The sequence below is a fragment of the Streptomyces sp. NBC_01216 genome (assembly GCF_035994945.1).
Taxonomy (GTDB): Bacteria; Actinomycetota; Actinomycetes; order Streptomycetales; family Streptomycetaceae; genus Streptomyces.
Genome location: NZ_CP108677.1, coordinates 6,217,793 through 6,243,040 on the forward strand (window position 1 = coordinate 6,217,793; position 25,248 = coordinate 6,243,040).

The window sequence follows — 25,248 nt, forward strand, 5'->3', positions numbered from 1 at the left end:
CCGGCGGTTCAGGAGCCTGCCGCGGTCGGGTTCGCGAAGCGCCGCGCCAGGAACTCCGCGAACGTCACGCGGCCGACCGCCGACTCCGGGGCCAGGTGGGCGCCGAGGCGCAGGTCCCGGTACACCCGGCCGGGCAGCGGTGTCTCCACCAGCCGCCGCGTGCGGCCGGCGGCCTCCAGGTACGCGACCGCCAGATCGGTGAAGCCGAGGATCTCCGGCCCGCCCATGTCCGCCACCCGGCCGGCCGGACCTCCCGCCGCGAGTTCGGCCAGCCGCGCGGCGGCCTCGGTGACCTCGAGCGGCTGGTCGCGCAGGGCCTTGGGCAGCATCATCACCGGCGGCCGGGCCAGTGCTTCGAGGAGCCGGAGGACCAGGTCGTGGAACCGCGTCGTCCGCAGGATGGTCCAGCCGAGCCCGGACTGCCGGACCATCCGTTCCACGGCGTACTTGGCGCGGTAGTAGCCCAGCGGCACCCGGTCGACGCCGACGATGGAGATGTACACCAGGTGGGGGCGGCCGCCGGTCCGGTGGGCGGCCTCGATCAGCTGTCGCGCCGCCGCCTCGTCGCCCCGCAGGATGTTCGTGCAGTGGACGATCGCGTCCGCGCCGCGGACCGCGCGGTCCACCAGCGGTCCGCCGCGGCGCAGGTCCACGGCGTAGGGCGGGGAGTGCCGGCTCAGGACGCGCACCTCGTGTCCGTCCGCGCGCAGCCGGTCGCAGACGGGGCGTCCCAGCGTGCCCGTGCCGCCGGTCACCAGGATCGTGGTCATGTCTCCAGCGTGGACGCGTTCGCCGCGGCCCGCACACGCGGACCGCGGCGAACGCGGGGTGGACCCGGCGGCGGCAAGGGCCGTGAGAACCGCCGCCGGGCGTCGTGCGGCTCACCGTGACCGGGGAGGCTCACCGGCTCACCGGCTCGTTCAGCAGGCGCCGAGGTCCTTCCAGACGCCCCAGGCGCCGGTCGTGCCCGGCTCCTCGTTCTGCGTCCACCACTGGGCCTTCCAGGTGTGGCCCTGGTGGGACACCTCGCTGCCCCCGGTGTAGACCGTCCCGGCGACGTACGCGGGCGCGGTGCAGGTGCCGCCCGGCGGGGTCGTCGGAGGCGTGGTGGGCGGGGTCGTCGGCGGGGTGGTGGGAGGCGTGGTCGGCGGGGTGGTGGGCGTCGAACCGCCCGGCTCCACCACCGTCGTGCCGCGCGCCAGGTCGCCGGCGAGCGCGTAGGCGGTGCCGTTGATGTTCACGGTCCAGTTCGACGGCGTGGACACCGGCAGGTAGTAGTTGAACGCGAGGTCCACGGTGGCGCCGGGCGCGAGCGACTGCCAGGCCGGGAGCTTCAGGGAGACCCGGTGGAAGTCGCCCTTGAGGCCGCCCACGTTGCTGCCCGTGTGGTCGCTGCTGATCACCTTGGTGCCGAAGCCGGACTGGTCGGAGGCGTTGCCCGGAGCGGCGGTCGCGTAGTCGAACTGGAACTCCGTGCCGCCCGGCAGCGCGGTCTGCGTGTTGTTGGTGATCTTGATCTTGGGGGTGATCGGGTAGTTGGAGTCGCCGAGCTTGAACTCGGTGAACTCCACGCCCACGTTCACGGCCTGCGTCGGCAGCGTCGCGTGGGACTTCTTCGCGCCGTACGGGGCGGCGGTCTTGAACTTGTCGTACATCAGCGAGGTGAGCGTGGAGCCCATCTCGTACTGGCCCTTGGTGGCGTTCCAGGCGTAGTCGCCCGCCATCTCCCAGACCATGGTGCCGCCGATGCCGCGGTCCACGACGTAGTCCGCCTTCGCGGCGACCGACTGCTCGTCCTCCGTGGAGAGGAAGACCTTCTTCTGGGCGTTCCACAGCCACGGCGCGACCAGCGTCGAATCGTACTTGCGGGCGTAGGTGCCGGTCAGCGTGGTGTTCGCCGGGAAGCCGTACCGCGTGACGTAGTCGCCGACGATCCCCTTCTCGAGGTTCTTGGCGTGCCACATGGGGTTGGAGCCCGCGGGGGACTCGACACCGTTGGTGTCCTTGTCGTGCCACAGGTTGTCGATGCCGACGGCGCCGTCACCGCACTTGGTCAGGCCGGAGCCGGCCGGGCAGGTGGCCGCGCTCGCCTTGCCCCACAGGCCGTCCGTGCCGCCCTGCACGTTCTTGTGGCCGCGGGTGTAGTAGGGCAGCCCGATGTTGATCCGGCCGGCCGGCATCGAGCCGCGGAAGTAGTGGTAGGCCCAGTCGGTGTTGAGGTAGCCGATGCCGCCGTACTGCGAGGAGCCGTAGACGTTGGCGGCGGCCAGCTCGCCGTCCTTGCCGTCGTCGAAGAGCGAGGCGTTGGGGCCGACGTACTCGTTCCAGGCGCCGTGCAGGTCGTAGGACATGATGTTGACGTAGTCCAGGTACCGCTGCATCTGGAAGGTCTCCATGCCGCGCAGCAGGTAGCCGGAGGAGGGTGCGGCGACGGTCAGCAGGTAGTGCTTGCCGTCGGCGGCGCCGGCCCGGTCGAGCTTCTCGCGGAGCGACTTCATCAGCACCGCGTAGCCCTTGACGAGTCCGGCGCGGCGGCCGTTGGCCAGCTGCCAGTCGAGCGGGTTGCCCGCGTCCTTCATCGTCGTCGGGTATTCGTAGTCGATGTCGACGCCGTTGAAGCCGTACTTCTTGATGAACGCCACGGCCGAGTCCGCGAACGTGTCGATCCCGGCCTGGTTGACCGAACCGTCGGCGTTGGTGGCCATGGAGTAGAAGCCGCCGGAGTTCACCCGGGCGCCGCCGTCGTCGAAGTAGCCGCCGGTCTCCGCCCAGCCGCCGACCGAGATCAGGGTCTTGACGTTCGGGTGTTGCTTCTTGTATTTGGTCAGCAGGTTGAAGTGGCCCTTGTACGGCAGGGCGGGGTCCATCTCGGCGCCGGCGACACCAGGCCAGGTCATCCCGGTGGCCGCGTTGTCCGGCCCGTCACCGCCGACGGAGATCTTGTTGTCGGAACCGATGTGTCCGAAGGCGTAGTTGATGTGGGTGATCTTGTCCCACGGGATGTTGTTGGCGAGATAGGCCGGCTCGCCGTTCTTGCCGGTACGCCAGCCGGTGAAGTAGCCGATGACCCGGCGCTGGTGGTCGGTGCCCATCTTCTCGCGGCCCGCGGTGTCGTAGACCGAGCAGTAGGGCACGTCGACGCCGGGTGTCTTGTACAGGCCGTCGGGGCGACAGGACTCGTTGTCGGCGGCGTACGAGACGCCGCCGGAGAGCGAGCTGAGCAGCAGCCCGGCGACGGCCGCGCCGGACGCGAGCAGCGAGGCTCTCGCCTTCATGGGGGACAACACGATCGGTTTCCTCCTGGATAGGGGGTACCACCACACCCCCAGGGCGTAGGGGGTGTGGGCCGAACACAACGAACAAGGGGGTGGGTCGTGTTGGGCCCGTGGAGTGCGCACGCCGGCGGGCCGTACCTCGGAGGTGAAACGGAGATTAAGAGGACTAGACCAGTGCGTCAATAGGTCTGGACCATATAGGAGGGATCTGATGGGTTCATGGCATGCTGTGATCCAGCCCACAGCACCTCACCCGCATGGTCGACCGGCGTCCGTGGCACACTGGCCCTGTATCAGCAGCAGCGCACTCCGGGGTCGGTGTAATTCCGAACCGGCGGTATAGTCCGCGACCCGTCCGCAGCCAGCGGCCGGTTGACCAGGTGGGATTCCTGGACCGACGGTGAAAGTCCGGATGGGAGGCAGTGCGCGGCGGGCGACCCCTTCACGGGTACGTCGGCCGTATTCCGCTGGTCGCGACGGCCGGACACCCCGGTCGGCAGCCGGTCCTCCGGCGATCGCGGCGACGCGGTGTACGTGGCCTCGGCGTCCCGCGCGAGGTGTCCTTCCCGCTCCCTGTCGTCATCGACAGGCCCCGGAGTCCGTGCCCGAAGAGGCAGGAGGACCCGGTGGCAACGCCAGCCGACATGAACGCCATGCGCCGAGCCGTCGCGCTCGCCGCCCGCGGACTCGGCTCCACCAGCCCCAACCCGGTCGTCGGATGCGTCATCCTCGACGCCTCCGGGCACCAGGTCGGCGAGGGACACCACCAGCGCGCCGGCGGGCCCCACGCCGAGGTCCACGCCCTGCGCGCGGCCGGCGTCCTCGCCCGCGGCGGCACCGCGTACGTCACCCTCGAACCCTGCAACCACACCGGCCGCACCGGCCCCTGCGCGCAGGCCCTCATCGAAGCCGGGATCGAACGGGTCGTGTACGCGGTCGGCGACCCGAACCCGCAGGCCACGGGCGGCGCGGACACCCTCCGCGCGGCCGGCGTCCACGTTCTCGGCGGACTGCTGGAGGACGAGGCGGAAGCCGGCAACATCGCCTGGCTCACCTCCGTCCGGCACGGCCGGCCGTACGTCCTGTGGAAGTACGCCGCCACCCTCGACGGCCGGATCGCCGCCGCCGACGGCACCTCCCGCTGGATCTCCTCCGCCGAGTCCCGCGCGGACGTCCACCGGCTGCGCGCCGAGGCCGACGCCGTCGTGGTGGGCTCCGGAACGGCCCGCGCCGACGACCCCCACCTGGCCGTCCGCGGCATCGAGGGCGCCGTCCAGCCGCTGCGGGTCGTGGTCGACACCGAGGCGAGCGCCGTCAAGCCCGGCGCCCGGGTCCTCGACGCCACCGCCCCCACCCTGATCGCCGTCGCCGAGGACGTCGAGACCTCGCTGCCGGACGTCGTCCGGCTTCCCCGCGACGGTCGCGGCCTGTCCGTACCCGCCCTGCTCGCCGCCCTCCACGAGCGCGGCGTCCGTTCCGTCCTCCTCGAAGGCGGCCCGACGCTCGCGGGCGCCTTCGTCGCCGCGGGAGCCGTCGACCGGGTCGTCGGCTACCTGGCCCCCGTCCTCCTCGGCGCCGGCCCGCATGCCCTCGCCGACGCCGGAATCACCACCCTCACCGACGCGTTGCGCCTCGACGTGACCGAGACCGCCCGCGTCGGACCCGACCTGCGGATCACCGCCACCCCTGCCCCTGCCACCGCCAAGGAGCGCTGAGCGTGTTCACCGGAATCGTCGAAGAACTGGGTGAGGTCACCGCCGTCGAGCAGCTGGAGGACGCCGCCCGCTTCCGGCTCCGCGGCCCCCTCGTCACGGACGGCGCCAAACACGGCGACTCCATCGCCGTCAACGGCGTCTGTCTCACGGTCGTCGAGTCCGGCGACGGCGAGTTCACCGCCGACGTGATGGCCGAGACGCTCCGGCGCTCCTCGCTCGGAGCCCTCGACGTCGGCTCCCGGGTCAACCTCGAACGCCCGATGGCGGTCGGCGACCGCCTCGGCGGGCACATCGTCCAGGGACACGTCGACGGAACCGGCACCATCCTGGACCGGACCCCGTCCGAGAACTGGGAGATCGTCAGGATCGGCCTGCCCGCGCACCTCTCACGCTACGTCGTCGAGAAGGGCTCGGTCACCGTCGACGGCGTCAGTCTCACCGTCGTCGACGCCGCCGACGACTGGTTCAGCATCAGCCTCATCCCCACCACGCTCGCCCTGACCACGCTCGGCATCAAGCGGAGCGGCGACCCGGTCAACCTCGAGGTCGACGTCATCGCCAAGTACGTCGAGCGACTGCTCGGCCCGAACGCACGGGAGGACGTCAAGTGAACTGGCTCAACTCCGAGGCGTTCACCGTCCTCGGTCAGCACATCATGTGGTCCGACATGATCGGCAACACCATCGGCCTGGTCGCGCTCGCCCTCGGCTGGCGCCGCTCCATCCTCACCTGGCCCGCGCAGCTGCTCTCGGGCGCGATCCTGGTCGGTGCCTACGCCTCGGCGCAGCTCAGCGGCGGTGTCGGCAAGCAGATCCTGGTCATCGCCGTGGCCGCCTGGGGCTGGTCGCGGTGGAACCGCGGCAAGCGACACGCCCAGGACGGCTCCATCGCCGTCCGCTTCGCCGACTGGAAGGAGCGCGTCCTCCTGCTGGCCGGCGCCGTCCTCGGAACGCTGGCGGTCGGCGGACTGTTCACGCTCTACCCATCGCTGTCCTGGAGTCCCTGGGCCGACGCGTACATCTTCGTCGGCACCCTCGTCGCGATGGTCGCCCAGGCCCGCGGCCTGGTCGAGTTCTGGTTCGCCTGGCTCCTCGTCGACCTGGTCGGCGTCCCGCTCGCCTTCAACAGCGGCCTCGCCTTCTCCGGTCTGGTCTACGTCATCTACTTCGCCCTCGTCATCTGGGGCATGCGCGACTGGTGGCTCAGGACGCGTACGACCCCCGCACTGGAAGGAGCCGCGGCATGAGCGCGCTTCCGCTCTGGGACGCCACCGACCTGTCCCTGGACCCCGTCGAGCAAGCCGTCCGCGACATCGCCGCCGGCCGTCCCGTCGTCGTCGTCGACGACGAGGACCGCGAGAACGAGGGTGACCTCGTCATCGCCGCCGAGAAGGCGACCCCCGAGGTCGTCGCCTTCATGATGAGCGAGTGCCGCGGCCTGATCTGCGCCCCCATGGAGGGCGAGGAGCTGGAACGCCTCCAGCTCCCGCAGATGGTCGAGCACAACACCGAGTCGATGCGGACGGCCTTCACCGTCTCCGTCGACGGCGCCCCCGCCCACGGCGTCACCACCGGCATCTCCGCCGCCGACCGCGCCACCACCCTGCGGATGCTGGCGAGCGGCGAGCACGAGCCGTCCGACTTCGTGCGACCCGGCCACATCTTCCCGCTGCGCGCCAAGCCCGGCGGCGTCCTGGTCCGCAACGGCCACACCGAGGCCGCGGTCGACCTCGCCCGTCTCGCCGGCCTCCGCCCGGCCGGCGCCATCGTGGAGATCGCCGGCGAGGACGGCGTGATGCTGCGCCTGCCCGAGCTCGTCCCCTTCGCCCGCAAGCACGGCCTGACGATCATCTCGATCGAGGACCTGATCGCCTACCGCCGCTCCTCCGAGCCGACCGTCCGCCGCGAGGCAGAGGTCAGGCTCCCCACCGCCCACGGCGACTTCACCGCGTACGGCTACCGTTCCACCGTCGACGGAGTCGAGCACGTCGCCCTCGTCCACGGTGAGATCGGCGACGGCCGCGACGTGCTGGTCCGGGTCCACTCCGAGTGCCTGACCGGCGACATCTTCCACTCGCTGCGCTGCGACTGCGGCCCCCAGCTGCAGGCGTCCATGGACCGGATCACCGAGTCCGGCCGCGGAGTCGTCGTCTACCTCCGGGGCCACGAGGGACGCGGTATCGGCCTGCTGTCCAAGCTCCGCGCCTACGAACTCCAGGAGCGGGGCCGCGACACCCTGGACGCCAACCTGGAGCTGGGCCTGCCCGCCGACGCCCGCGACTACGCCGCCGGCGCGCAGATCCTCGGCGACCTCGGCGTCCGGAGCGTGCGGCTCATGACCAACAACCCGGACAAGATCTCCGCCCTCACCCGGTACGGCCTGAAGGTCGAGGGCCGTGAGCCCATGCCGGTCCAGGCGGGCGAGCACAACCTCCGCTACCTGCGCACCAAGCGGGACCGGATGGGGCACGACCTGCCCTGGCTGGAAGCCGGACCGGCCTCCACCTGCGGCAACCAGTAAGTAACCGGAAGAAATCGGCAAGGAGAGACATGAGCGGCAAGGGCGCACCCGTCCTCAGCGTGAAGAACTGCAGCGACCTCCGGGTCGCGGTCATCGCGGCGCAGTGGCACGAGAAGATCATGGACGGTCTCGTCGACGGCGCGCTGCGGGCCCTGAGCGATCTCGGCATCGACGAGCCGACACTGCTGCGCGTCCCCGGCAGCTTCGAGCTGCCGGTGGTGGCGAAGGTCCTCGCCGGTCGCGGCTACGATGCCATCGTCGCGCTCGGCGTCGTCATCCGTGGCGGAACCCCGCACTTCGAGTACGTGTGCCAGGGCGTGACCAACGGCCTCACCCAGGTCTCGATCGACACCGGCGTACCCGTCGGCTTCGGCGTCCTGACCTGTGACACCGAGGAGCAGGCCCTGGACCGGGCCGGCCTCGAAGGGTCGAACGAGGACAAGGGCCACGAGGCCGTCACCGCCGCCGTCGCCACCGCGACCACGCTGCGCACCGTCAGCGAACCCTGGCGCTGAGCCCCCCGGGAGTCCCGCCCCTCCGCCGGAGGCGCCGCGCGCCCGCTCCGTCGCACCCCGTACTCTTAGGACCATCATGGCGAACAAAACCTTCGAAGAGCTCTTCGCCGAGCTGGAGCTCAAGGCCAAGGCCGGCGACCCCGCCACCTCGCGCACCGCGGAGCTCGTGGACAAGGGCGTCCATGCCATCGGCAAGAAGGTCGTCGAGGAGGCCGCCGAGGTCTGGATGGCCGCCGAGTACGAGGGCAAGGAAGCCGCCGCCGAGGAGATCTCGCAGCTGCTGTACCACGTCCAGGTGATGATGGTCGCCCGCGGGATCTCGCTCGACGACGTCTACGCCCACCTCTGAGGGCACCCGGCATCCGCCGCCCCCGGCAACTCCCGACAACGCCCGGCAACTCCCGGCAACTCCCAGGCAAAGGAAGCTCACCCCATGCTGCGCATCGCCGTTCCCAACAAGGGTTCCCTCTCCGGACCTGCGTCGGCAATGCTTCATGAGGCCGGCTACCGCCAGCGCAAGGAGTCCAAGGAGCTCGTCGTCATCGACCCCGAGAACGAGGTCGAGTTCTTCTACCTGCGGCCGAAGGACATCGCGATCTACGTCGCCTCCGGCAAGCTCGACATCGGCATCACCGGCCGCGACCTGCTCCTGGACTCCGGCGCCAGCGCGGCCGAGATCCTTCCGCTGAACTTCGGCCGTTCGACCTTCCGCTACGCCACCCGTCCGGGCACCGCCCAGGGCCCGGAGGACTTCGGGGGGATGACGATCGCCACCTCCTACGAGGGCATCGTCGCCAAGCACCTCGCCGACCAGGGGATCGACGCCTCAGTCGTGCACCTGGACGGCGCCGTCGAGACCGCGATCCAGCTGGGCGTCGCCCAGATCATCGCGGACGTCGTCGAGACCGGCACGTCCCTGCGCAACGCCGGCCTGGAGGTCATCGGCGAGCCGATCCTCAAGTCCGAGGCCGTCGTCATCCGCCGCGACGGTGCCGAGGAGGACCACTCGCAGGTCCAGCAGTTCCTCCGCCGCCTCCAGGGCGTACTCGTCGCCCGCTCCTACGTGATGATGGACTACGACTGCCGCGCCGAGCACCTGGAGCAGGCCGTCGCCCTCACCCCGGGCCTGGAGTCCCCGACCATCTCACCCCTCCACAACGAGGGCTGGGTCGCGGTCCGCGCCATGGTCCCGGCCAAGGAAGCCCAGCGCATCATGGACGACCTGTACGAGCTGGGCGCCCGCGCGATTCTGACGACCGCCATCCACGCCTGCCGTCTCTGACCCGGCACGGCTGCACAGGAACACGGCACGGCACCAGGCGCGAAGGAACCCGAGTGATGTCCGACTCTCCCGACCCCGCTCTCCCGGTCACCTTCCGGCCGGGCCGCACCCGGGCGGTCCTGCTGACCGTCGGCGCGGCGATGTTCACCGTCATCACCGCCGTGGCGCTGATGCTCGAGAAGCTCGGACCGGGGGAGCGGGCCAGCTTCATCCTCACCGCGGCCCTCTTCCTCGGGGTCCTCGCACTGCTCAGCCGCCCCAAGGTCGTCGCCGACGACGACGGTGTCACGGTCGTGAACATCACCCGGACGCGCCGGCTGGCCTGGGCGGAGATCCTCCGGGTCAACCTCCGGCCCGGCGACCCCTGGGTCTTCCTCGACCTGAGCGACGGCACCAGCATGCCCGCGCTGGGCATCCAGCCCGGTATCGCCAAGCAGCAGGCCATCCGCGACGCCCGCGCCCTGCGTGCCCTGGCCGACAGCCACGGCACCGGGTCGGAGGCCCGCTGAGTCCCCCATACGGGGCCGACCCCCTGCCCGACCCCGGGCCGACGTGATTACTCTGGAGGCGGTGGTGCCGAACGGCACCACCGCCTCGCATGTGCAGGGCCGCTGCCGCGGCCCGCGAGGCCACCCTGCGACCCGAGGAGTGACTCCCTCCGGCAATGGACGGATCGTCCGGTAGTACCTGCGCCGCCCCCTCCACGGAGGCGGCGGCATGATCATCCCCCTTCTGCTGCTCGCCGCAGCCTTCCTCCTGATCCTCGCCAACGGCTTCTTCGTGGCGGCCGAGTTCGGCCTCGTCACCGTCGAACGCGCCGAGGCCGAGCGGGCCGCCGCCGACGGCGACCGACGGGCCCGCACCGTCGTCAGGGCCTTGCGCGAGCTGTCCTTCCAGCTCTCCGGCACCCAGCTCGGCATCACGATCACCTCCCTCGTCGTCGGCATGCTCGCCGAGCCGGCCCTCGCCCGGCTCCTCGACGGCCCGCTGACCGCCACCGGACTGCCCTCGGGCGCCGTCTCCGGGATCTCGGTGGTGGTCGGGATGCTGCTCGCCTCCGCCGTCCAGATGGTGATCGGCGAACTCGTGCCCAAGAACTGGGCGGTCTCCCGGCCGCTCCAGGTGGCCCGCTTCGTCGCCGGTCCGCAACACGTGTTCTCCACCGTGTTCCGGCCGGTGATCACCCTCCTCAACACCGTCGCCAACCGGCTGGTCCGGCTCCTGGGCGTGGAGCCCACCGAGGAGCTGGACTCCGTGCGCACCCCCGGCGAGCTGATGTCGCTGGCCCGCCACTCGGCCCAGGCCGGCGCCCTCGAGCAGGACACCGCCGACCTCTTCGTACGGACCCTGACTCTGGGCGGGCTCACCGCTCAGCACGTCATGACGCCGCGCGTGAAGGTCAGCGCGCTGCAGTCGGACGCCACCGCCGCCGACGTCCTCAACCTCACCCGCGCGACCGGACTTTCCCGCTTCCCCGTCTACCGGGACCGCATCGACGAGGTCGTCGGCATGGTGCACCTCAAGGACGCGCTCGCCGTGCCCCCGCACGAGCGGCTGCGCACCCCGGCCGGCCGGATCGCGGTCGCCCCCCTGCTTGTTCCCGAGACCCTGCCGGCCCAGGCGCTCCTGGAACGACTGCGGCGCGAGCAGCCGATCGCCGTCGTCGTCGACGAGTACGGCGGGACGGCAGGGGTCGTCACCCTGGAGGACATCGTGGAGGAACTCGTCGGGGAGGTCCGTGACGAGCACGACGCGGCCGCCGACGAGCGGCCCGAGCTGGCCGCCGTCGCCGCAGGCGAGGACGGCAACCCCGCCTGGGAGGCCGACGGCTCCTGCCGGGTGCACACCCTTCACCGGATAGGCGTCGACGTGCCCGACGGCCCGTACGAGACGGTCGCCGGGCTCGTCGCCGACCTCCTGGGCCGGATTCCGGTGCCGGGGGACCGTGCCGAACTGCCCGGCTGGCGGCTGTCGGTACGGCAGGTGGACCGCTACCGGGCGGAACGGGTCCGGATCATCCGCACCGCCGAGCTGCCCCGGCTGCCGGAGGCGGCGCGATGAGCCTGCTCCCGCTCCTCTTCGCCGTGCTGCTGGTGATCGCCAACGGCTTCTTCGTCGGGGCCGAGTTCGCCCTGGTGTCGGTGCGACGCAGCCAGATCGAACCGCTCGCCGCGAAGCGGGCACGCCAGGTGCTGTACGGCCTGGAGAACCTGCCGCAGATGATGGCGGCGGCACAGTTCGGCATCACCGTCTGCTCGCTGACCCTGGGCGCGGTCGCCGAACCGACCGTGGCCCGGCTCCTCGAACCCGCCTTCCACGCGCTGCGCGTGCCGGACGGCCTGGTCCATCCGCTGGGGTACGTCGTCGCGCTCGCCGCGGTCGTCTTCCTCCACCTGGTCATCGGTGAGATGGTCCCGAAGAACCTCGCGATGGCCGCCCCGGAGCGGACCGCGCTGTGGCTCGGCCCCGGGCTGGTGGCATTCGCCCGGCTGTGCCGGCCGGTGACCACCGCTCTGGGCGCGGGCGCCCGGCTGGTCCTGAGAGCCTTCGGGGTGGAGCCGAAGGACGAGGTGGAAGCGGTCTTCACCAGCGTCCAGCTCGGTCGGCTGGTCGAGGACGCCGGCCTGGCCGGTCTGCTCGACCCGAGCGAACAGGAACGGCTCGAGGACGCCCTCGAACTGGGCAGCCGCCCGGTCACGGACGTCCTGATCACACCGGCGGCACTGGTCACGGTCACTCCGGCGGTCACCCCCCGGGAGATCGAGGAACTCACCGTCCGCACCGGCTACTCCCGCTTCCCGGTGTGCGCCGAGGGAGGCGTGCGGTACATGGGCTTCGTGCACGTCAAGGACGTCCTGGAGCTGGAGGAACGGGAGCGGGCGGTGCCGCAGCACGTCTGGCGGCCCATGGCGACGCTCCGTGCCGAGTTGCCGCTCGACGACGCGCTGACCGTGATGCGCCGTGCGGCCACCCATCTCGCCCAGGTCGCGGACGCCTCGGGCCGGGTCCTCGGCCTGGTGGCCCTGGAGGATGTCCTGGAGATGCTGGTGGGAGAGGTCCGCGATCCCGCCCACCGGGACGGTCCGTTCGCGGCCGTCCGGCCCGTGGACGGATCCGTGGCCGCGCGCGTCGGACCGGGACCGGACGGACCGGTCTCGGCCGGGCCGACGGTCCCGGTGGTGCCGAAGGCCGCGTCGGGTGCCGGTGCCGAGGCGTTGGCCGGCTGACCCTCCGCCGTGCCGGCGTCGGCCGGTGTGTGAGGAGCGGCTTCCCGCCTGATCCCGCCCGGCGGTAGAGGGCCCGGCGGGCGAGGGCGGGAAGCGGCCCTCACCGCCGTGGCCGTGCCGTCGCCCGGGGCCCGTCAGGGACCGGTCGGGTCCTGCGGGCCCCGGGTGGAGGGTCCACGGCCGGACAGGACCTCTCCGTACGCCTGCATCAGATCGGCGAGGCGCAGCGTGGCGAGATCGTCCCGGGTGGGGGTCCCGGCGTATCCGGCGAGACGCAGGTCGCGGTAGGCGCAGGACTTCTCGTACAGGGTGCGCAGGAAGCGGCCGTTGCCCAGTTCGTCGATCCAGCCCTGGTCGACCACGTGGCCGCTGATGGACCGCAGCTCGTCCAGTGTCTCCTCGTCCCAGTGGTCGCCGTTGGCCGCCGCCAGCACCTCGCCGATCGCGGTGAGTTCGAGCGGCCGGTAGGACGGGAAGTCGACCCGGGTCGTGAAGCGCGAGGAGAGGCCGGGATTGGCGGCCAGCAGCCGGTCCATGCCCTCCGGGTAGCCGGCCAGGATCACCACCAGATGGTCCCGGTTGTCCTCGGCGCGCTTGAGCAGGACCTGGAGCGCCTCGTCGCCGTAGGCGTCTCCCTTGCTGTAGCCGGTGTTGGACAGGGAGTACGCCTCGTCGACGAAGAGGACCCCGCCGATCGCCGAGTCGATCAGCTCGTTCGCCTTCACCGCTGTCTGCCCGAGGAACTCGCCGACCAGGTCGGACCGCTGGGCCTCCACCAGATGATCGCCGCCCAGCAGACCGAGCGCGTAGAAGACCCTGCCCAGGATGCGCGCCACGGTGGTCTTCCCGGTGCCGGAGGGGCCGGAGAAGACGAAATGACGTTTGGGCGGGTGCACGGGGAGTCCCTGCCCGGCCCGTAACCGCGCCATCTCCAGTTGCGCCGACAACGCCTTCACCTGGCGTTTCACCGGCTCCATCCCGACCATGCGCTCCAGTTCGGCCAGCGCCTCGGCGAGCAGGGCCGGGTCGGTGGGGCTGGCGGGGAAGCACGGAGGCGCGGGCTGCGTCGGCGGGGCGGCCTTCTGCCGTACGGCGTCCGGCGGTTCGGGCGGTGTGGCCGCGGTGTCCGGCGGCGGGGGGTCGGTGCTCAGCAGCAGGCCGTCCGCCGGGTTGACGGGTTCGCCCTGGACGGCCTCCACCGTGTCCTGGCCCAGACCGGCCAGCGGGACGGCGGCGAGCCCCGCGATCTCGTCGGGCCCCTCGAAACCGTCGTACTCGGTGATCGCGGCGAGCCGCGCCGCCGTGTCCATGAAGGCGGGATCGATCCGGTGCACGGCCCGGTAGAGCGGGAGGGCGGCGGCGCTCCGCCCGGTGCCCTCGTGCGCGCGAGCCAGCCAGTACCGCAGCTCCTTGCGCTGGGGCTGCTCGCTCCGGCACCGCATCAGCGCCGCCGAGAGCAGGGGCTCCGCCTGGCCGTACATCTCCAGCCTGACCCGGGCCATTCCGCCGAAGAGACCGGCCTCGATGCCGAGCAGCGGATCGCTCACCAGTGGCTCGGTGTGCCGGACCAACTGGTCCCAGTCCTTGACCAGATAGGAGCGGCAGGCGTGCAGGAAGCGGACCTGCGGATCCGTGTCGATCGGCGGCAGTCCCGTCAACGCCCGTTCCAGCTCTGGCACATGACGTCCGTCCAGCCAGTGGGAGGCGTGTGCGAGCAGCAGGTCGCGGGTGCTCTCCAGTACCGGCTGGACCCACCAGCCCAGCCAGTACCAGGAGTTCAGGTTCCGTCGGTGCCGGGCGCGCTGTTCGCCGAAGCGGTCGCGGTTGCGGTACATCCGCAGCAGCGCCGTCGTCGTGTCCACCCGGAGCGCGTGCAGCCCCAGCCAGCCGTCGGCCATTCCGGGATCGATGCGTACCGCCGTCCGGAACTCCTCCTCGGCCTGTGGATAGGCGCCGATCGTGTAGGCGTCGACTCCTCGCAGCCAGGCGAGCTCGGCCGGGGCCTGTCCGCCCTGCGTGCCGATGTCCATCGGGTCCCCCACAAAACGTGCCCCCGTAGCTGTCCCGGGGGCGGACGCCCGCCGGAATCCGTACACAACCGCGTTCCCACGGACGGGATTTGACCGCACCGAAGGGCATCGTACCTGCGCAGAGGGGGCGCGACGAAGGAGTAGCGCATGATCCGGCGGCGATGACCCTGGGTGAGCACCGGGGCGCCTGTCAGGCCGGAGAGAACGGATGTACCGGGGCAGAACGAGGCCCCCGATCACGGGGGAACAACCGGGGGCCTCGCGTCCGCGGCGGCTCCGAAAAGCCGCGCATTGAGAACGTAAGACCTGTACGCCCCTTGGGTCAAGCGGAGTTGAGGCACTCGCGGAGGTCGTACCCCGGCCTCTCAGCGAGGTGGCGACAGGCGATGACGCTGCGTGACGGACCGATCCGGGTCCGGTACCTCAGCGGGCCCGGGAAGCCACTCGTAACCCTCAGGACACTCGCGCACCAGGGTGTCGGCGAAGGGGCGGGAGGGGTCCCTCGCGAAATGGCGAGTCTCCGCCACGGTCCAGCCGTCCCAGAAGGCCGCCTGGGCCGGTCCGTCCCTCTGTCGGCCGCGCGACCAGGATTCCTCGGGTCCCCGTTCCATCCACAGCAGCGCCGCGAGGTCCGGGCGCAGCGCGCGGCGCCCGGCACCCACCCCCTCGATCAGGACGACCGGGGCAGCCGCCAGCGTGCGCGGCGCCCCGAAGGCGCGCAGACTCCAGTCGTACGGGTGATATCGCGCGGACTCGCCCCGGGACAGTGGCTCGATGACCTGCTGCCGTACGCGCTCCGTCCACGCGAACAGTTCGATGTGCGTGGCGAGGTCGTCGAGATGGAGGACCGGGGCCGCCAGACAGGCGGCGAGACGTGCGGCGACAGTGGATTTCCCCGACCCGGCGTGGCCGTCGACCCCGATCAGCCGGACCGGTCCGCAGGAGGGCGGCAGGCGGCGCAGCGACTCGGCGGCGCGGGCGAGGTCCTTCATGGGGCAAGGGTAGGCGACGGCCGTTCCGGTCGGTCCTCGCTGGCCAGTGATGTGCGACCACCGGAGGTACGGGCCCTGGCCGCCGCGGCGACGCGGGGCGAATCACCGGCGCGAGCGTCCTGGAAGCCGCCATAGTGGTTCCCGCACCCTCCGCACGCGCCCGCCGCCACGCAGCACCCCCGCCGCCCGGCAAGCGGTGCGCACGGGCCGCCGTCCGTCACCACACCGTCCGTCACCACGTTCTCCGACTGGGGGTCACCGTTCATGACCAGTTCCACCCCGCGCAGAACCGTTCTCGCCGCGGCCCTCGCCGCCGCCGCGAGCACTGCCGGCCCGGCACCGACGGTCGCCGCCGCGGAGCGTGCCGAAGCGGAAGCCGGAGCGGACACGGACCCGACGGCTGCGCCCCGGCTTGTCGACAACCACTTCTGGAGCTCCCACACCGACTGGCGCAGCGGCAGCTCGGCCGGCACCCGGGCCGTCGCGGGCCGGCGCCCTGGACTGGAGCTCGCCGTTCCCGTCGGCCTCGTCGAATACGCCGACCCGCACACCGCGCGTAGCTCCATCTGGGAGTACGCGAGCTGGACCTCTCCGGTCCACACCCTCTCCGTACCCGCCACCGAGGTCGTCGCCTCCTGGAACGCCGACACCCCGGCCGGCACCTGGCTCCGGATCGACCTGCGCGGCACCTACGACGACACGACCACCACGCCCTGGTACGTGCTGGGCCGCTGGGCCTCCGGTGACACCGACATCCGGCGGAGCTCCGTCGACGGCCAGAGCGACGGCAGGAGTTCGATCGGCACCGACACCCTGTCCGTCGACGATCCCGCGAGCGGGTCGCGCCTGGTCGCGTACCAACTGCGCCTCACTCTTCACCGGATGCCGGGAACCATGCTCACGCCGACCGTCCGAAGACTTGGAGCGATGGCCTCCGACATCCCGGACCGCTTCGAGGTACCCGCCTCGGTGCCCGGACTCGTCCGCGAGCTGGCGGTGCCGCGCTATTCGCAGAACACGCACGTCGGCCAGTACCCGGAGTACGACAACGGCGGCGAGGCGTGGTGCAGCCCGACCTCCTCGCAGATGATCGTCGAGTACTGGGGGCGTGCGCCCGGCCCCGAGCGGCTGGCCTGGGTCGATCCGGCGTTCGCCGACCCGCAGGTCTGCCACGCGGCCCGCCACACCTTCGACCACCAGTACGAGGGCTGCGGGAACTGGCCGTTCAACGCCGCCTACGCCGCCACCTACGAGTCGATGAGCGCGGTCGTCACCCGGCTCGGCTCCCTCACCGAACTGGAGAGCCTGATCCGGGTGGGCATTCCCGTGATCACGTCACAGTCCTTCCGTCAGGAGGAGCTCACCGGAGCCGGCTACGGCACCTCGGGCCACCTGATGACGGTCATCGGATTCACGGAACGCGGCGACGTGATCGCCAACGATCCCGCCTCACCGGACAACGCTGCCGTGCGCCGCGTCTACGACCGCCGCCAATGGGAGAACATCTGGCTGCGGACCAAGCGCTACGACGCGAACGGCAAGGTCAGGAGCGGTACGGGGGGTGTCTGCTACGTCTTCTGGCCGGTCAAGTCAGCATCAAGTCAGCACCGCGCACTGCGGTCGCTCGGCCTGGTGTGAGTATGGGGACTGGCGACGCATCCGACCGACATCCCGGGAAAGACTTCCCCAGGGGCGCTCGCGGCGTCACGGCACCGTGAACCAGCAGACGTCACCGGAATCGGGCAACCGGGGTAGGTGTCGCACCTCCGCCGCGATCCGCGCGAGGGCGTCGGCCTTCTCCAGGCGCCACGGCAGGAAGGGCTCTTCCTCCGACTCCGTCGGTTCGCCGGCCCGCACTCCAGCGCTCCGGATCGTGGCGGGCGCCGACCGGGGTCCGTGGAGGCCATCGCCCGTCGCCCCGACGGACCAGGGTCCCGCTGACGCCGCTCATGCGTACGGTCCGGTCGACCCACACCGGCGCGGTGGCGAGCCGGTGCCACTCCGGGTCGAAGCGGCCGGGCAGGGTCCGGCCGTGGCTGGCCCAGTGCCGGATGAGCGCCTGGTAGATCGGCGGGTCGGCGGCGTACGCGGAGGTCGGCACCGGCTCCTGCTGAACCGATTCCTCGGCACCCGTGTCCACCAGGTGCCTCCGTCCGTAGTCGCTCGGGGCGGTGTACAGCGAGTTCATGCCCGAACCAACGCGTCTGCGGGAAAGGGGTCACCGCCGGGAGGAATCGAGAGGAAGTTCGCGGGTTCTCCGGTCCGGTGGACCCCGGCGCGCGGTCCCGCCGACCACGGAGGGCGGCGGCCTCCGCGCCGCTCTCCGCGCGTGGCGGCCGCACGGCTCCGGCCTCCCGAACGGGTATCCGACGTACCGTCAATTCAGGCTCTCCGAAAAGGAGGTACGCCGTGCCCGGCGACCGGCCCGTCGCACTCGACGAATACCCCGTGCATCGGGCCCCGCTCTCGATGAAGCACCACGCCGGTCTCGTCTGCCGGCACCGCTTCTTCCAGGACTGACCGTGAGTTCCGGCCGGCCCGGCCTGCCGGACTTGCTGCGCCGGGACGCCGTCGAGCGGCGCTACGCCGGTCTCACCGGCGACACGCCGCGCGACATGGACGTCCCCACCCCCTGCGCGGCGCTGCGGCACGCGATCGTGGCGCTCGGGGTCGCCTACCGCCAGGTGTACTTCGGAGAGGCCCGGCTGCCCGAGGACCCGGACGACCTGATCCTGCACCGTGCCACGCTGACCGCGATGGTACGGAGAAGTCGCCGCTGGTGAACCACGTGAAGACCCCCGCGTGCGGAGTCCGTCAGGCCGCGCGCCGCATCTGGGACATCCGGATGGGGCGCGAGCCGGGACCACCGACGTGCGAGAAGGGCTGCTTCCGCCAGTCGAGACCCTGAGGCAGCGTCAGCAGTAGCGCGGTGTGCTGCTCCTGGGGTTCCAGGGACTCGTCCGCGGCGCGCGCGTCGGAGGCCGCGCGCCCGGTGCCGGTGCAGACCGTCAGGACGAACGGGTTCCACGGCGTCGGGCACAGGGCGTGCTCCGGAAGTGCGTCCTCGTCCGCGAGCAGCGCGATCGGCTGCGCGCAGTCCGGGCAGACGACCCGGAACATCTCGAAGGTGTCGTACGCGTCGAGCTCATCGGTCGTCTCGACCGATTCGACAGGCTCCTGCATGGAGAATCTCCCCCTTGGGTGGGTCGACCAGGTACGTATGGCCTCGACCACAGCAAGCAATTCCCATGCGGCCGACCGCATAACCGTGAGGCGGCGATCCAGCCCTCCCGCAAACCTGTGACGTTCGTCACGTGCCTGTCGAAGGTGCCTCGGTGGCGCCCAAAGCGGCGCAAAGAGGCTGTCCGGGACTGTGCCGATCACCGGCCGGGGCAATAGGTTGACCGCATGGAGGAGCTGGATCGTCAGATCGTAGAGTTGCTGGTCAAGGACGGGCGCATGAGCTACACCGACCTGGGCAAGGCCACGGGCCTGTCCACGTCGGCCGTGCATCAGCGTGTCCGCCGCCTCGAGCAGCGCGGAGTCATCCGCGGTTATGCCGCCGTCGTCGACCCGGAGGCCGTCGGGCTGCCGCTGACCGCCTTCATCTCGGTCAAACCGTTCGACCCCAGCGCCCCCGACGACACCCCGGACCGGCTCGCCGACCTCCCGGAGATCGAGGCGTGCCACAGCGTGGCGGGCGAGGAGAACTACATCCTCAAGGTGCGCGTCGCCACCCCGCTGGAGTTGGAGCACCTGCTCAGCCGCATCCGTTCGCAGGCCGGAGTCTCCAGCCGCACGACGGTCGTCCTCTCCACTCCGTACGAGGCCCGCCCCCCGCGCGTCTAGTGCCCCGTCGGGCGACACTCCCTGACGGCGATCATCGCCTGTCACGGCACTAGCCTGGTCGCATGAGCGAGTACGAACACCGCACCGTGCTGCTGCGCGGTGGAGAAGTCCACAGCCCGGCCGACCCCTTCGCCACGGCCATGGTGGTGGAGCGTGGCCACGTCGCCTGGGTGGGCTCGGAGGGCGCGGCCGACGCCTTCGCCTCCGGGGCGGACGAGGTGGTCGACCTCGAAGGCGCCCTGGTCACTCCCGCGTTCGTCGACGCCCACGTGCACACCACCGCCACCGGCCTCGCGCTGACCGGGCTCGACCTCTCCGCCGCCGCCACCCTCGCCGAGGCGACGGAGCTGGTCCGCGCCCACGCCGCGGCACGCCCCGGCGACCGGGTCCTGATCGGTCACGGCTGGGACGCCTCCCGCTGGCCCGAGCGACGGGCTCCGCGCCGCGACGAGCTCGACGAGCTCACCGGCGGACGCCCGCTCTACCTGACCCGGATCGACGTCCACTCCGCCGTCGTCACCACCGCGCTGCTCGACCTCGTGCCGGGCGTCCGCGAGCTCGACGGCTTCGGGGACGGCGGGCCGCTGACCGGCGACGCCCACCACGCCGTCCGAGCCGCCGCCTACGCGGCGCTCTCGCCCGCCCAGCGCACCGGCGCGCAGCGCGCGGCCCGCGCCCACGCGGCCTCGCTCGGCATCGGCACCCTGCACGAGTGCGGCGGCCCGGAGATCTCATCGGAGGGCGACTTCACCGGCTTGCTGGACCTCGCGCGCGAGGAGGCGGGGCCGCGGGTCGTCGGCTACTGGGCCGATCTCGACGTCGACCGGGCCCGGGCGCTGGGAGCCGTCGGCGCCGCGGGTGACCTCTTCGCCGACGGTTCCCTCGGGTCGCACACCGCCTGCCTGCACGACCCCTACGCCGACCACCCCGCCGAGGGACACACCGGCGTCGCCGCCCTCGACGCCGGCACGATCGCCGCCCACGTCGTCGCCTGTGCCGAGAGCGGGCTCCAGGCCGGCTTCCACGCCATCGGCGACGCCGCCGTCGCCGCCGTCGTCGACGGCGTGCGCTCCGCCGCCGAGAAGGTCGGTCTCGCCCGGATCCGGGCCGGCCGCCATCGCGTCGAACACGCCGAGATGCTGACTCCCGAGACCGTCGCCGCCTTCGCCGAGCTGGGCCTCACCGCCTCCGTCCAGCCGGCCTTCGACGCTGCCTGGGGCGGCGATGAGGGCATGTACGCGGCGCGCCTCGGCCCGCGGCGGGCCCGCACCCTCAACCCCTACGCCGCGCTGCTGCGCGCCGGTGTGCCGCTGGCCTTCGGCTCGGACAGCCCGGTCACCCCGCTCGACCCCTGGGGGACCGTCCGGGCCGCCGCCTTCCACCGCACCGCGGAGCACCGGATCTCCGTCCGCGCCGCCTTCACCGCCCATACCAGGGGCGGCTGGCGCGCGGTGGGCCGTGACGACGCCGGCACCCTGGTGCCCGGGGCCCCCGCCGACTACGCGGTCTGGCGCACCGACGAACTGGTGGTGCAGGCCCCCGACGACCGGGTGGCCCGCTGGTCGACCGACCCCCGCTCCGGGACTCCCGGCCTGCCCGACCTGACGCCCGGCCGCGCCCTGCCGGTGTGCCTGCGCACGGTGGTGTCCGGCCGTACCGTCTTCGTGCGTCCGAACGAGTGACGCAGGGGCGTTCCGTTCCGCCGATCGTTGATCCACGGCTTCGTCGCGACCCGCTGGAGCCCCATCGCTGACCAGGCACGATGAGAGGTATCCGCAGGTCGAACGAGTGTTGACAGCGAACCGTCACCGGCCGGTAGGTTCGGCGGGTCCACCACAGGACGTCCGACCGGGTTCACACCTCCACGCAGTCGTCGAACGCCGCTGGGTCAAGGGACGGTGCGCCGCAACCGGGCACCGTACCCGGAGCCAGGTTCAGCGCCCGCGCCTCGGGGGCGAGGGAAGGTTTCTCCGGCGGAAGGTGCGACCCGGGTGGGGCCCGGACGTTCAGTAGACAACGGCTCTCGGTCGACCCGCAGCCAGCGGGACCCAGGTCGGCCCGAAGGACCCCGGGCCCCCATCCCGCGCCGTCCCGCGGGCGTTCCACGCGGCCGCCCCGTGTCCTCGATCGGCCCACCGCGGCCGGGCCGTCGGAGGGCTCGCTATGGTGGGGGTTCGCGTAAGCATCCGAAGGGGCAGTAGTGGACGACGGTGGCCAGAGGCGTTACGGCCCGCTCGGCAGAGCCTTGGTGATCATTCCGACCTACAACGAGGCGGAGAACATCAGGCCCATCGTCTCTCGGGTGCGGGCGGCCGTACCCGAGGCGCACGTCCTGGTGGCCGACGACAACAGCCCCGACGGCACGGGCAAGTTCGCCGACGAGCTCGCCGCCGAGGACGACCACGTCCACGTACTGCACCGCCAGGGCAAGGAAGGGCTCGGCGCGGCCTATCTGGCCGGCTTCCGCTGGGGCGTCCAGCACGGCTACGGCGTCCTCGTCGAGATGGACGCGGACGGGTCCCACCAGCCGGAGGAACTGCCCCGGCTGCTCACCGCGCTCAAGGGCGCGGACCTGGTGCTCGGCTCCCGCTGGGTGCCGGGCGGCCGGATCGTCAACTGGCCCAAGTCCCGCGAGTTCATCTCACGCGGCGGCAGCCTCTACTCGCGGGTGCTGCTCGACGTGCCGATCCGCGACGTCACCGGTGGCTACCGGGCCTTCCGCAAGGAGACCCTGGAGGGACTGGGCCTCGACGACGTCGCCTCGGCCGGGTACTGCTTCCAGGTCGACCTGGCCCGCCGCGCCGTCGCCGCCGGCTTCCACGTCGTGGAGGTCCCCATCACCTTCGTGGAGCGTGAGGTCGGCGACTCCAAGATGAGCCGGGACATCCTCGTCGAGGCGCTGTGGCGGGTCACCGGCTGGGGCCTCACGGCCCGCGCCAACAAGGTGGGCAGGCTCCTCGGCCGCAGGTCCGCGAGCTGATCCCGCCTTTACGACGTTCCGGCGCGGCTCCAGGCACACTGGGGGCATGACGACCGGCACACCGCCTCCCTCTGCCCCCAGGCGCTCCCGCGCGCGTACGTTCCTGCCGGTGACCCTCGCCGTCTGGCTGGTCCTGGAGATCTGGCTGCTCACCGTGGTGGCGGGCGCGGCCGGCGGACTGACGGTCTTCGCCCTGCTGGTCGGGGGCGCCGTGCTCGGCGCCGTGGTGATCAAACGGGCGGGCCGACGTGCCTTCGAGAACCTCACGCGGACCTTCCAGCAGGCGGAGGCCGCGGCACGTTCCGGAGAGGTCCCGTCCGCCGGGCGCGCGGGCACGGACGACCGCAACGGCTTCCTGATGCTGGGCGGTCTGCTGCTGATGATCCCCGGCCTGATCTCCGACGCGGCCGGTCTGCTGCTGCTCGTGCCGTGGTTCCGCTCCTTCCTCGGACGCCACGCCGAGAAGGCCGTCGAGCGCCGCGTGAGCGCCGCGCCCTCCGGCAGCCTCCAGGACGCCTTCCAGCAGGCCCGCATGCGGCGCCCGGACGGGAAGGTCGTGCAGGGCGAGGTCATCCGTGAGGAGCCTTCTCCCGGCCCGCGGGGGCCTGGTGAGTCCCGCCCGCCGCTGACGCCCTGATGCTGGACCCCGCGAGCTGAGCCCGCGCCCCGAAGCCCACGGGCCGGGCACGCGGCCCGGGAGGTTCCGCCCGGGGACGGCTCGGGTCCTGCCCCCTGTCGTCCCGGCGGCGAGGCCGGGGGAGCACGCACGACCGGGGGAGCACGCACGACGCCGAGGGGCTCGGCACACCGGCTGGTGTGCCGAGCCCCTCGGCGTTGCTCGGGCCGTGACGTCCGTCAGGCGGACTTGCGGCTGTCGCGCGGATGCACCGCGATGTTCATGGCGCCGGACCGCAGGACCGCCAGCCTCTCGGCCAGCACCTCCTCCAGCTCCTCACGGGTGCGTCGCTCCATCAGCATGTCCCAGTGCGTACGCGCCGGCTTGCCCTTCTTCTCCTCGGGGCCGTCCCCGTCCACCAGGAGTGCCTGGATTCCGCAGACCTTGCACTCCCACTCCGGCGGAATTTCCGCTTCCACCGAGAAGGGCATCTCGAAACGATGGCCCTTCTCGCATGCGTACTCCACGGCCTGGCGCGGGGCCAGATCGATGCCGCGGTCGGTCTCGTAGCTGGTCACCACGAGGCGCGTGCCGCGAAGAGCTCGCTCACTCATGAATCGTGCCTCCCGGGCTTGTCGCCCACAGGACAGGTGTCGCTGTCGTCGTCATCCGGTCAACGTCCGGTCGGCGGTAAAGATTCCCGTTCCGGGTCATGCGTCGCCCGTCGTGCCGCCCCTTGTTCTACCCACCAGTGCCCGGTTTGTCACATCTGGCAGCAGATGTCACCCAGCGTCTTCACTAAGTCAGTACGCAGTAACGGTCCGCCTGGTAGGCCAAAGGCGTATACTACCGGCCTTTCACTTCCGCGTCTAAATCCGGTCGGGAACCGGGTTGCCCGCGGCGGCCACCGCCCGCCGCACCGGTACCCGTGCGAGGAGCGCGAAGCCGACGGCGAAGAAGATCACCAGGGAGATGATGGCGTCCCGGTAGCTGCCGGTGAGCTGGTACGCGAGACCGAACACCAGCGGGCCCAGCCAGCTGAGGCCGCGGTCGCTCATCTCGTACGCGGAGAAGTACTCGGCCTCCTTGCCGCGCGGCACCAGATGGGAGAACAGCGACCGTGACAGCGCCTGGCTGCCGCCCAGGACCAGTCCGATGGCAGCCGCCAGCAGGAAGAAGGCCACCGGGGCCCCGGGCGGCAGGAAGTAACCGGCGGCCAGGATCGACGTCCAGACGAGCAGGGACGCGAGGATCGTGCGCTTGGCGCCGTACGAACGGGCCAGTCGCCCCATGCCGAGGGCGCCCGCGATCGCCAGGACCTGCACCAGTAGTACGGCGGTGATGAGTGTCGTCTGGTCCAGTCCCAGCTCCTCGGAGCCGTACACGGACGCCTGTGAGATGACCGTCTGCACACCGTCGTTGTAGATCAGGTACGCCAGCAGGAAGGAGAGCGTCAGGGGGTGGCGCCGCATGTCCTTGAGAGTCGCCCTCAGCTGTCGCCAGCCGCTGCCCACCCTGCCCTCCCCGCCCTGCGGGACCCGGCGGTCGCGAAGGCGCCGCAGTGGCACCAGAGTGAAGGCGCCCCACCACAGACCCGCCGAGGCCAGGCAGATCCGCACCGCCGTTCCCTCCGAGACCCTGAAGGAGTCATGGCCGGAGTACAGGACCAGGTTCAGTACGAGGACCAGGGCGCCCGAGGTGTAGCCGAAGGCCCAGCCACGTGAGGAGACCGCGTCCCGCTCGTCGGGCTCCGCGATCTGGGGCAGGTAGGCGTTGTAGAGCACCATCGAGACCGACAGCGAGGCGTTCGCCACGATCAGCAGGAACGCGCCCAGCAGATAGCGGTCGCCGCCCAGGAAGAACATGCACGTCGTGGCCGCCGCGCCGGTGTAGGCCGCGACGGCGAGCAGCGGCTTCTTGCGGCCCGTGCGGTCCGCCGCCGCGCCCACCAGCGGCATCAGCAGTACCGCCACCACGATCGAGACCGAGATGGCGTAGGGGAAGAGCGATCCGGCCCGCACGGGTATGCCCAGCGGGTGGACGAATCCCTCCGCGTCGGCCGCCCGCTTGGCGACGGCGGTCAGATAGGGACCGAGGAACACGGTCACCACGCTCGTCGAGTAGACCGAGCACGCGAAGTCGTAGAAGTACCAGCCGCGCTGTTCGCGCTTGCGGCCGGCCGGATCGGTGGTGTGCTCCTCCGGCTCGGCGATGTTGGCGGTCAAGCCGCGGCCCCCTCGTTCGTTC

At 71.6% G+C, this 25,248-nt stretch carries 24 protein-coding genes and 1 riboswitch; of the genes, 16 read left to right on the forward strand and 8 right to left on the reverse strand.

Annotated elements, in window-relative coordinates; genetic code table 11:
• Positions 1 to 8: 8 nt before the first annotated feature.
• Positions 9 to 770, reverse strand: coding sequence for an SDR family oxidoreductase (locus OG393_RS28005; protein ID WP_327377461.1), 762 nt, complete (start codon positions 768 to 770; stop codon positions 9 to 11).
• Positions 771 to 920: 150 nt separating this feature from the next.
• Positions 921 to 3,275 carry a chitinase C-terminal domain-containing protein gene (locus tag OG393_RS28010; protein WP_442817438.1) on the reverse strand — a complete coding sequence of 785 codons (2,355 nt, stop codon included), beginning with the start codon at positions 3,273 to 3,275 and terminating at the stop codon, positions 921 to 923.
• A 300-nt stretch (positions 3,276 to 3,575) separates the two neighbouring features.
• Positions 3,576 to 3,705: riboswitch (FMN riboswitch) on the forward strand.
• 196 nt (positions 3,706 to 3,901) lie between these two features.
• Between OG393_RS28010 and ribD the strand changes: the two genes are divergently transcribed.
• The 10 genes from ribD to OG393_RS28060 all read left to right on the forward strand — a co-directional run bounded on the left by ribD (position 3,902) and on the right by OG393_RS28060 (position 12,534).
• Complete coding sequence (gene ribD / locus OG393_RS28015; protein WP_327377463.1) at positions 3,902 to 4,990, forward strand: bifunctional diaminohydroxyphosphoribosylaminopyrimidine deaminase/5-amino-6-(5-phosphoribosylamino)uracil reductase RibD; 1,089 nt, start codon at positions 3,902 to 3,904, stop codon at positions 4,988 to 4,990.
• 2 nt (positions 4,991 to 4,992) lie between these two features.
• A complete protein-coding gene (locus OG393_RS28020) occupies positions 4,993 to 5,601 on the forward strand; it encodes a riboflavin synthase (protein WP_327377464.1) in 609 nt (202 codons plus the stop codon).
• 44 nt (positions 5,602 to 5,645) lie between these two features.
• Entirely contained in the window at positions 5,646 to 6,236 is a 591-nt protein-coding gene (locus tag OG393_RS28025) for a nicotinamide mononucleotide transporter family protein (RefSeq protein WP_327378576.1), read from the forward strand.
• Positions 6,233 to 7,510 (forward strand): bifunctional 3,4-dihydroxy-2-butanone-4-phosphate synthase/GTP cyclohydrolase II, encoded by a 1,278-nt coding sequence (locus OG393_RS28030; protein ID WP_327377465.1) that lies wholly within the window; start codon positions 6,233 to 6,235, stop codon positions 7,508 to 7,510. Before OG393_RS28025 ends, OG393_RS28030 begins: the two co-directional genes overlap by 4 nt.
• A gap of 29 nt (positions 7,511 to 7,539) precedes the next feature.
• Positions 7,540 to 8,025, forward strand: coding sequence for a 6,7-dimethyl-8-ribityllumazine synthase (gene ribH, locus OG393_RS28035; RefSeq protein WP_327377466.1), 486 nt, complete (start codon positions 7,540 to 7,542; stop codon positions 8,023 to 8,025).
• A gap of 76 nt (positions 8,026 to 8,101) precedes the next feature.
• The gene (locus OG393_RS28040; protein ID WP_327377467.1) at positions 8,102 to 8,374 is read left to right on the forward strand and encodes a phosphoribosyl-ATP diphosphatase; all 273 of its coding nucleotides are present in this window, start codon (positions 8,102 to 8,104) and stop codon (positions 8,372 to 8,374) included.
• Between the two features lie 84 nt (positions 8,375 to 8,458).
• The gene (gene hisG / locus OG393_RS28045) at positions 8,459 to 9,307 is read left to right on the forward strand and encodes an ATP phosphoribosyltransferase (protein WP_327377468.1); all 849 of its coding nucleotides are present in this window, start codon (positions 8,459 to 8,461) and stop codon (positions 9,305 to 9,307) included.
• 56 nt (positions 9,308 to 9,363) lie between these two features.
• Positions 9,364 to 9,816 carry a PH domain-containing protein gene (locus OG393_RS28050; RefSeq protein ID WP_327377469.1) on the forward strand — a complete coding sequence of 151 codons (453 nt, stop codon included), beginning with the start codon at positions 9,364 to 9,366 and terminating at the stop codon, positions 9,814 to 9,816.
• A gap of 208 nt (positions 9,817 to 10,024) precedes the next feature.
• A complete protein-coding gene (locus OG393_RS28055; protein WP_327377470.1) occupies positions 10,025 to 11,368 on the forward strand; it encodes a hemolysin family protein in 1,344 nt (447 codons plus the stop codon).
• The gene (locus OG393_RS28060) at positions 11,365 to 12,534 is read left to right on the forward strand and encodes a hemolysin family protein (RefSeq protein ID WP_327377471.1); all 1,170 of its coding nucleotides are present in this window, start codon (positions 11,365 to 11,367) and stop codon (positions 12,532 to 12,534) included. Before OG393_RS28055 ends, OG393_RS28060 begins: the two co-directional genes overlap by 4 nt.
• A 134-nt stretch (positions 12,535 to 12,668) precedes the next feature.
• Here the strand turns inward: OG393_RS28060 and OG393_RS28065 are convergent, their stop codons facing one another.
• Positions 12,669 to 14,564 carry an AAA family ATPase gene (locus tag OG393_RS28065; protein WP_327377472.1) on the reverse strand — a complete coding sequence of 632 codons (1,896 nt, stop codon included), beginning with the start codon at positions 14,562 to 14,564 and terminating at the stop codon, positions 12,669 to 12,671.
• Positions 14,565 to 14,929: 365 nt separating this feature from the next.
• On the reverse strand, positions 14,930 to 15,556 hold the full coding sequence (locus OG393_RS28070; RefSeq protein ID WP_327377473.1) for a uridine kinase family protein: 627 nt from the start codon (positions 15,554 to 15,556) through the stop codon (positions 14,930 to 14,932).
• Positions 15,557 to 15,820: 264 nt separating this feature from the next.
• On the opposite strand from OG393_RS28070, the gene OG393_RS28075 reads away from it, so the two are divergent.
• Positions 15,821 to 17,194 (forward strand): peptidase C39 family protein, encoded by a 1,374-nt coding sequence (locus OG393_RS28075; RefSeq protein ID WP_327377474.1) that lies wholly within the window; start codon positions 15,821 to 15,823, stop codon positions 17,192 to 17,194.
• A 91-nt stretch (positions 17,195 to 17,285) separates the two neighbouring features.
• On the opposite strand, the gene OG393_RS28080 is transcribed toward OG393_RS28075, so the two are convergent.
• Positions 17,286 to 17,744, reverse strand: coding sequence for a hypothetical protein (locus tag OG393_RS28080; protein ID WP_327377475.1), 459 nt, complete (start codon positions 17,742 to 17,744; stop codon positions 17,286 to 17,288).
• A gap of 334 nt (positions 17,745 to 18,078) precedes the next feature.
• Here OG393_RS28080 and OG393_RS28085 point away from each other — a divergent pair, with 334 nt between their 5' ends.
• On the forward strand, positions 18,079 to 18,339 hold the full coding sequence (locus OG393_RS28085; protein WP_442817370.1) for a hypothetical protein: 261 nt from the start codon (positions 18,079 to 18,081) through the stop codon (positions 18,337 to 18,339).
• Positions 18,340 to 18,370: 31 nt separating this feature from the next.
• Here the strand turns inward: OG393_RS28085 and OG393_RS28090 are convergent, their stop codons facing one another.
• A complete protein-coding gene (locus OG393_RS28090) occupies positions 18,371 to 18,739 on the reverse strand; it encodes a hypothetical protein (protein ID WP_327377476.1) in 369 nt (122 codons plus the stop codon).
• 225 nt (positions 18,740 to 18,964) lie between these two features.
• On the opposite strand from OG393_RS28090, the gene OG393_RS28095 reads away from it, so the two are divergent.
• The 4 genes from OG393_RS28095 (at position 18,965) to fxsA (ending at position 23,022) form a co-directional block, all read left to right on the forward strand.
• Positions 18,965 to 19,405, forward strand: a complete 441-nt coding sequence (locus OG393_RS28095) for an Lrp/AsnC family transcriptional regulator (protein ID WP_327377477.1) — start codon at positions 18,965 to 18,967, stop codon at positions 19,403 to 19,405.
• Positions 19,406 to 19,467: 62 nt separating this feature from the next.
• Positions 19,468 to 21,087: an amidohydrolase gene (locus OG393_RS28100; RefSeq protein ID WP_327377478.1), complete on the forward strand. Its 1,620-nt coding sequence runs from the start codon at positions 19,468 to 19,470 to the stop codon at positions 21,085 to 21,087.
• A 518-nt stretch (positions 21,088 to 21,605) separates the two neighbouring features.
• A complete protein-coding gene (locus OG393_RS28105; protein WP_327377479.1) occupies positions 21,606 to 22,385 on the forward strand; it encodes a polyprenol monophosphomannose synthase in 780 nt (259 codons plus the stop codon).
• 46 nt (positions 22,386 to 22,431) lie between these two features.
• The gene (gene fxsA, locus OG393_RS28110) at positions 22,432 to 23,022 is read left to right on the forward strand and encodes an FxsA family membrane protein (RefSeq protein WP_327377480.1); all 591 of its coding nucleotides are present in this window, start codon (positions 22,432 to 22,434) and stop codon (positions 23,020 to 23,022) included.
• Between the two features lie 218 nt (positions 23,023 to 23,240).
• Here fxsA and OG393_RS28115 read toward each other — a convergent pair whose 3' ends face one another.
• Together OG393_RS28115 and OG393_RS28120 are read right to left on the reverse strand one after the other, a co-directional pair.
• Complete coding sequence (locus OG393_RS28115) at positions 23,241 to 23,615, reverse strand: RNA polymerase-binding protein RbpA (RefSeq protein WP_015032218.1); 375 nt, start codon at positions 23,613 to 23,615, stop codon at positions 23,241 to 23,243.
• A 255-nt stretch (positions 23,616 to 23,870) separates the two neighbouring features.
• Positions 23,871 to 25,226 carry an MFS transporter gene (locus OG393_RS28120; RefSeq protein WP_327377481.1) on the reverse strand — a complete coding sequence of 452 codons (1,356 nt, stop codon included), beginning with the start codon at positions 25,224 to 25,226 and terminating at the stop codon, positions 23,871 to 23,873.
• Between the last annotated feature and the right edge of the window lie 22 nt (positions 25,227 to 25,248).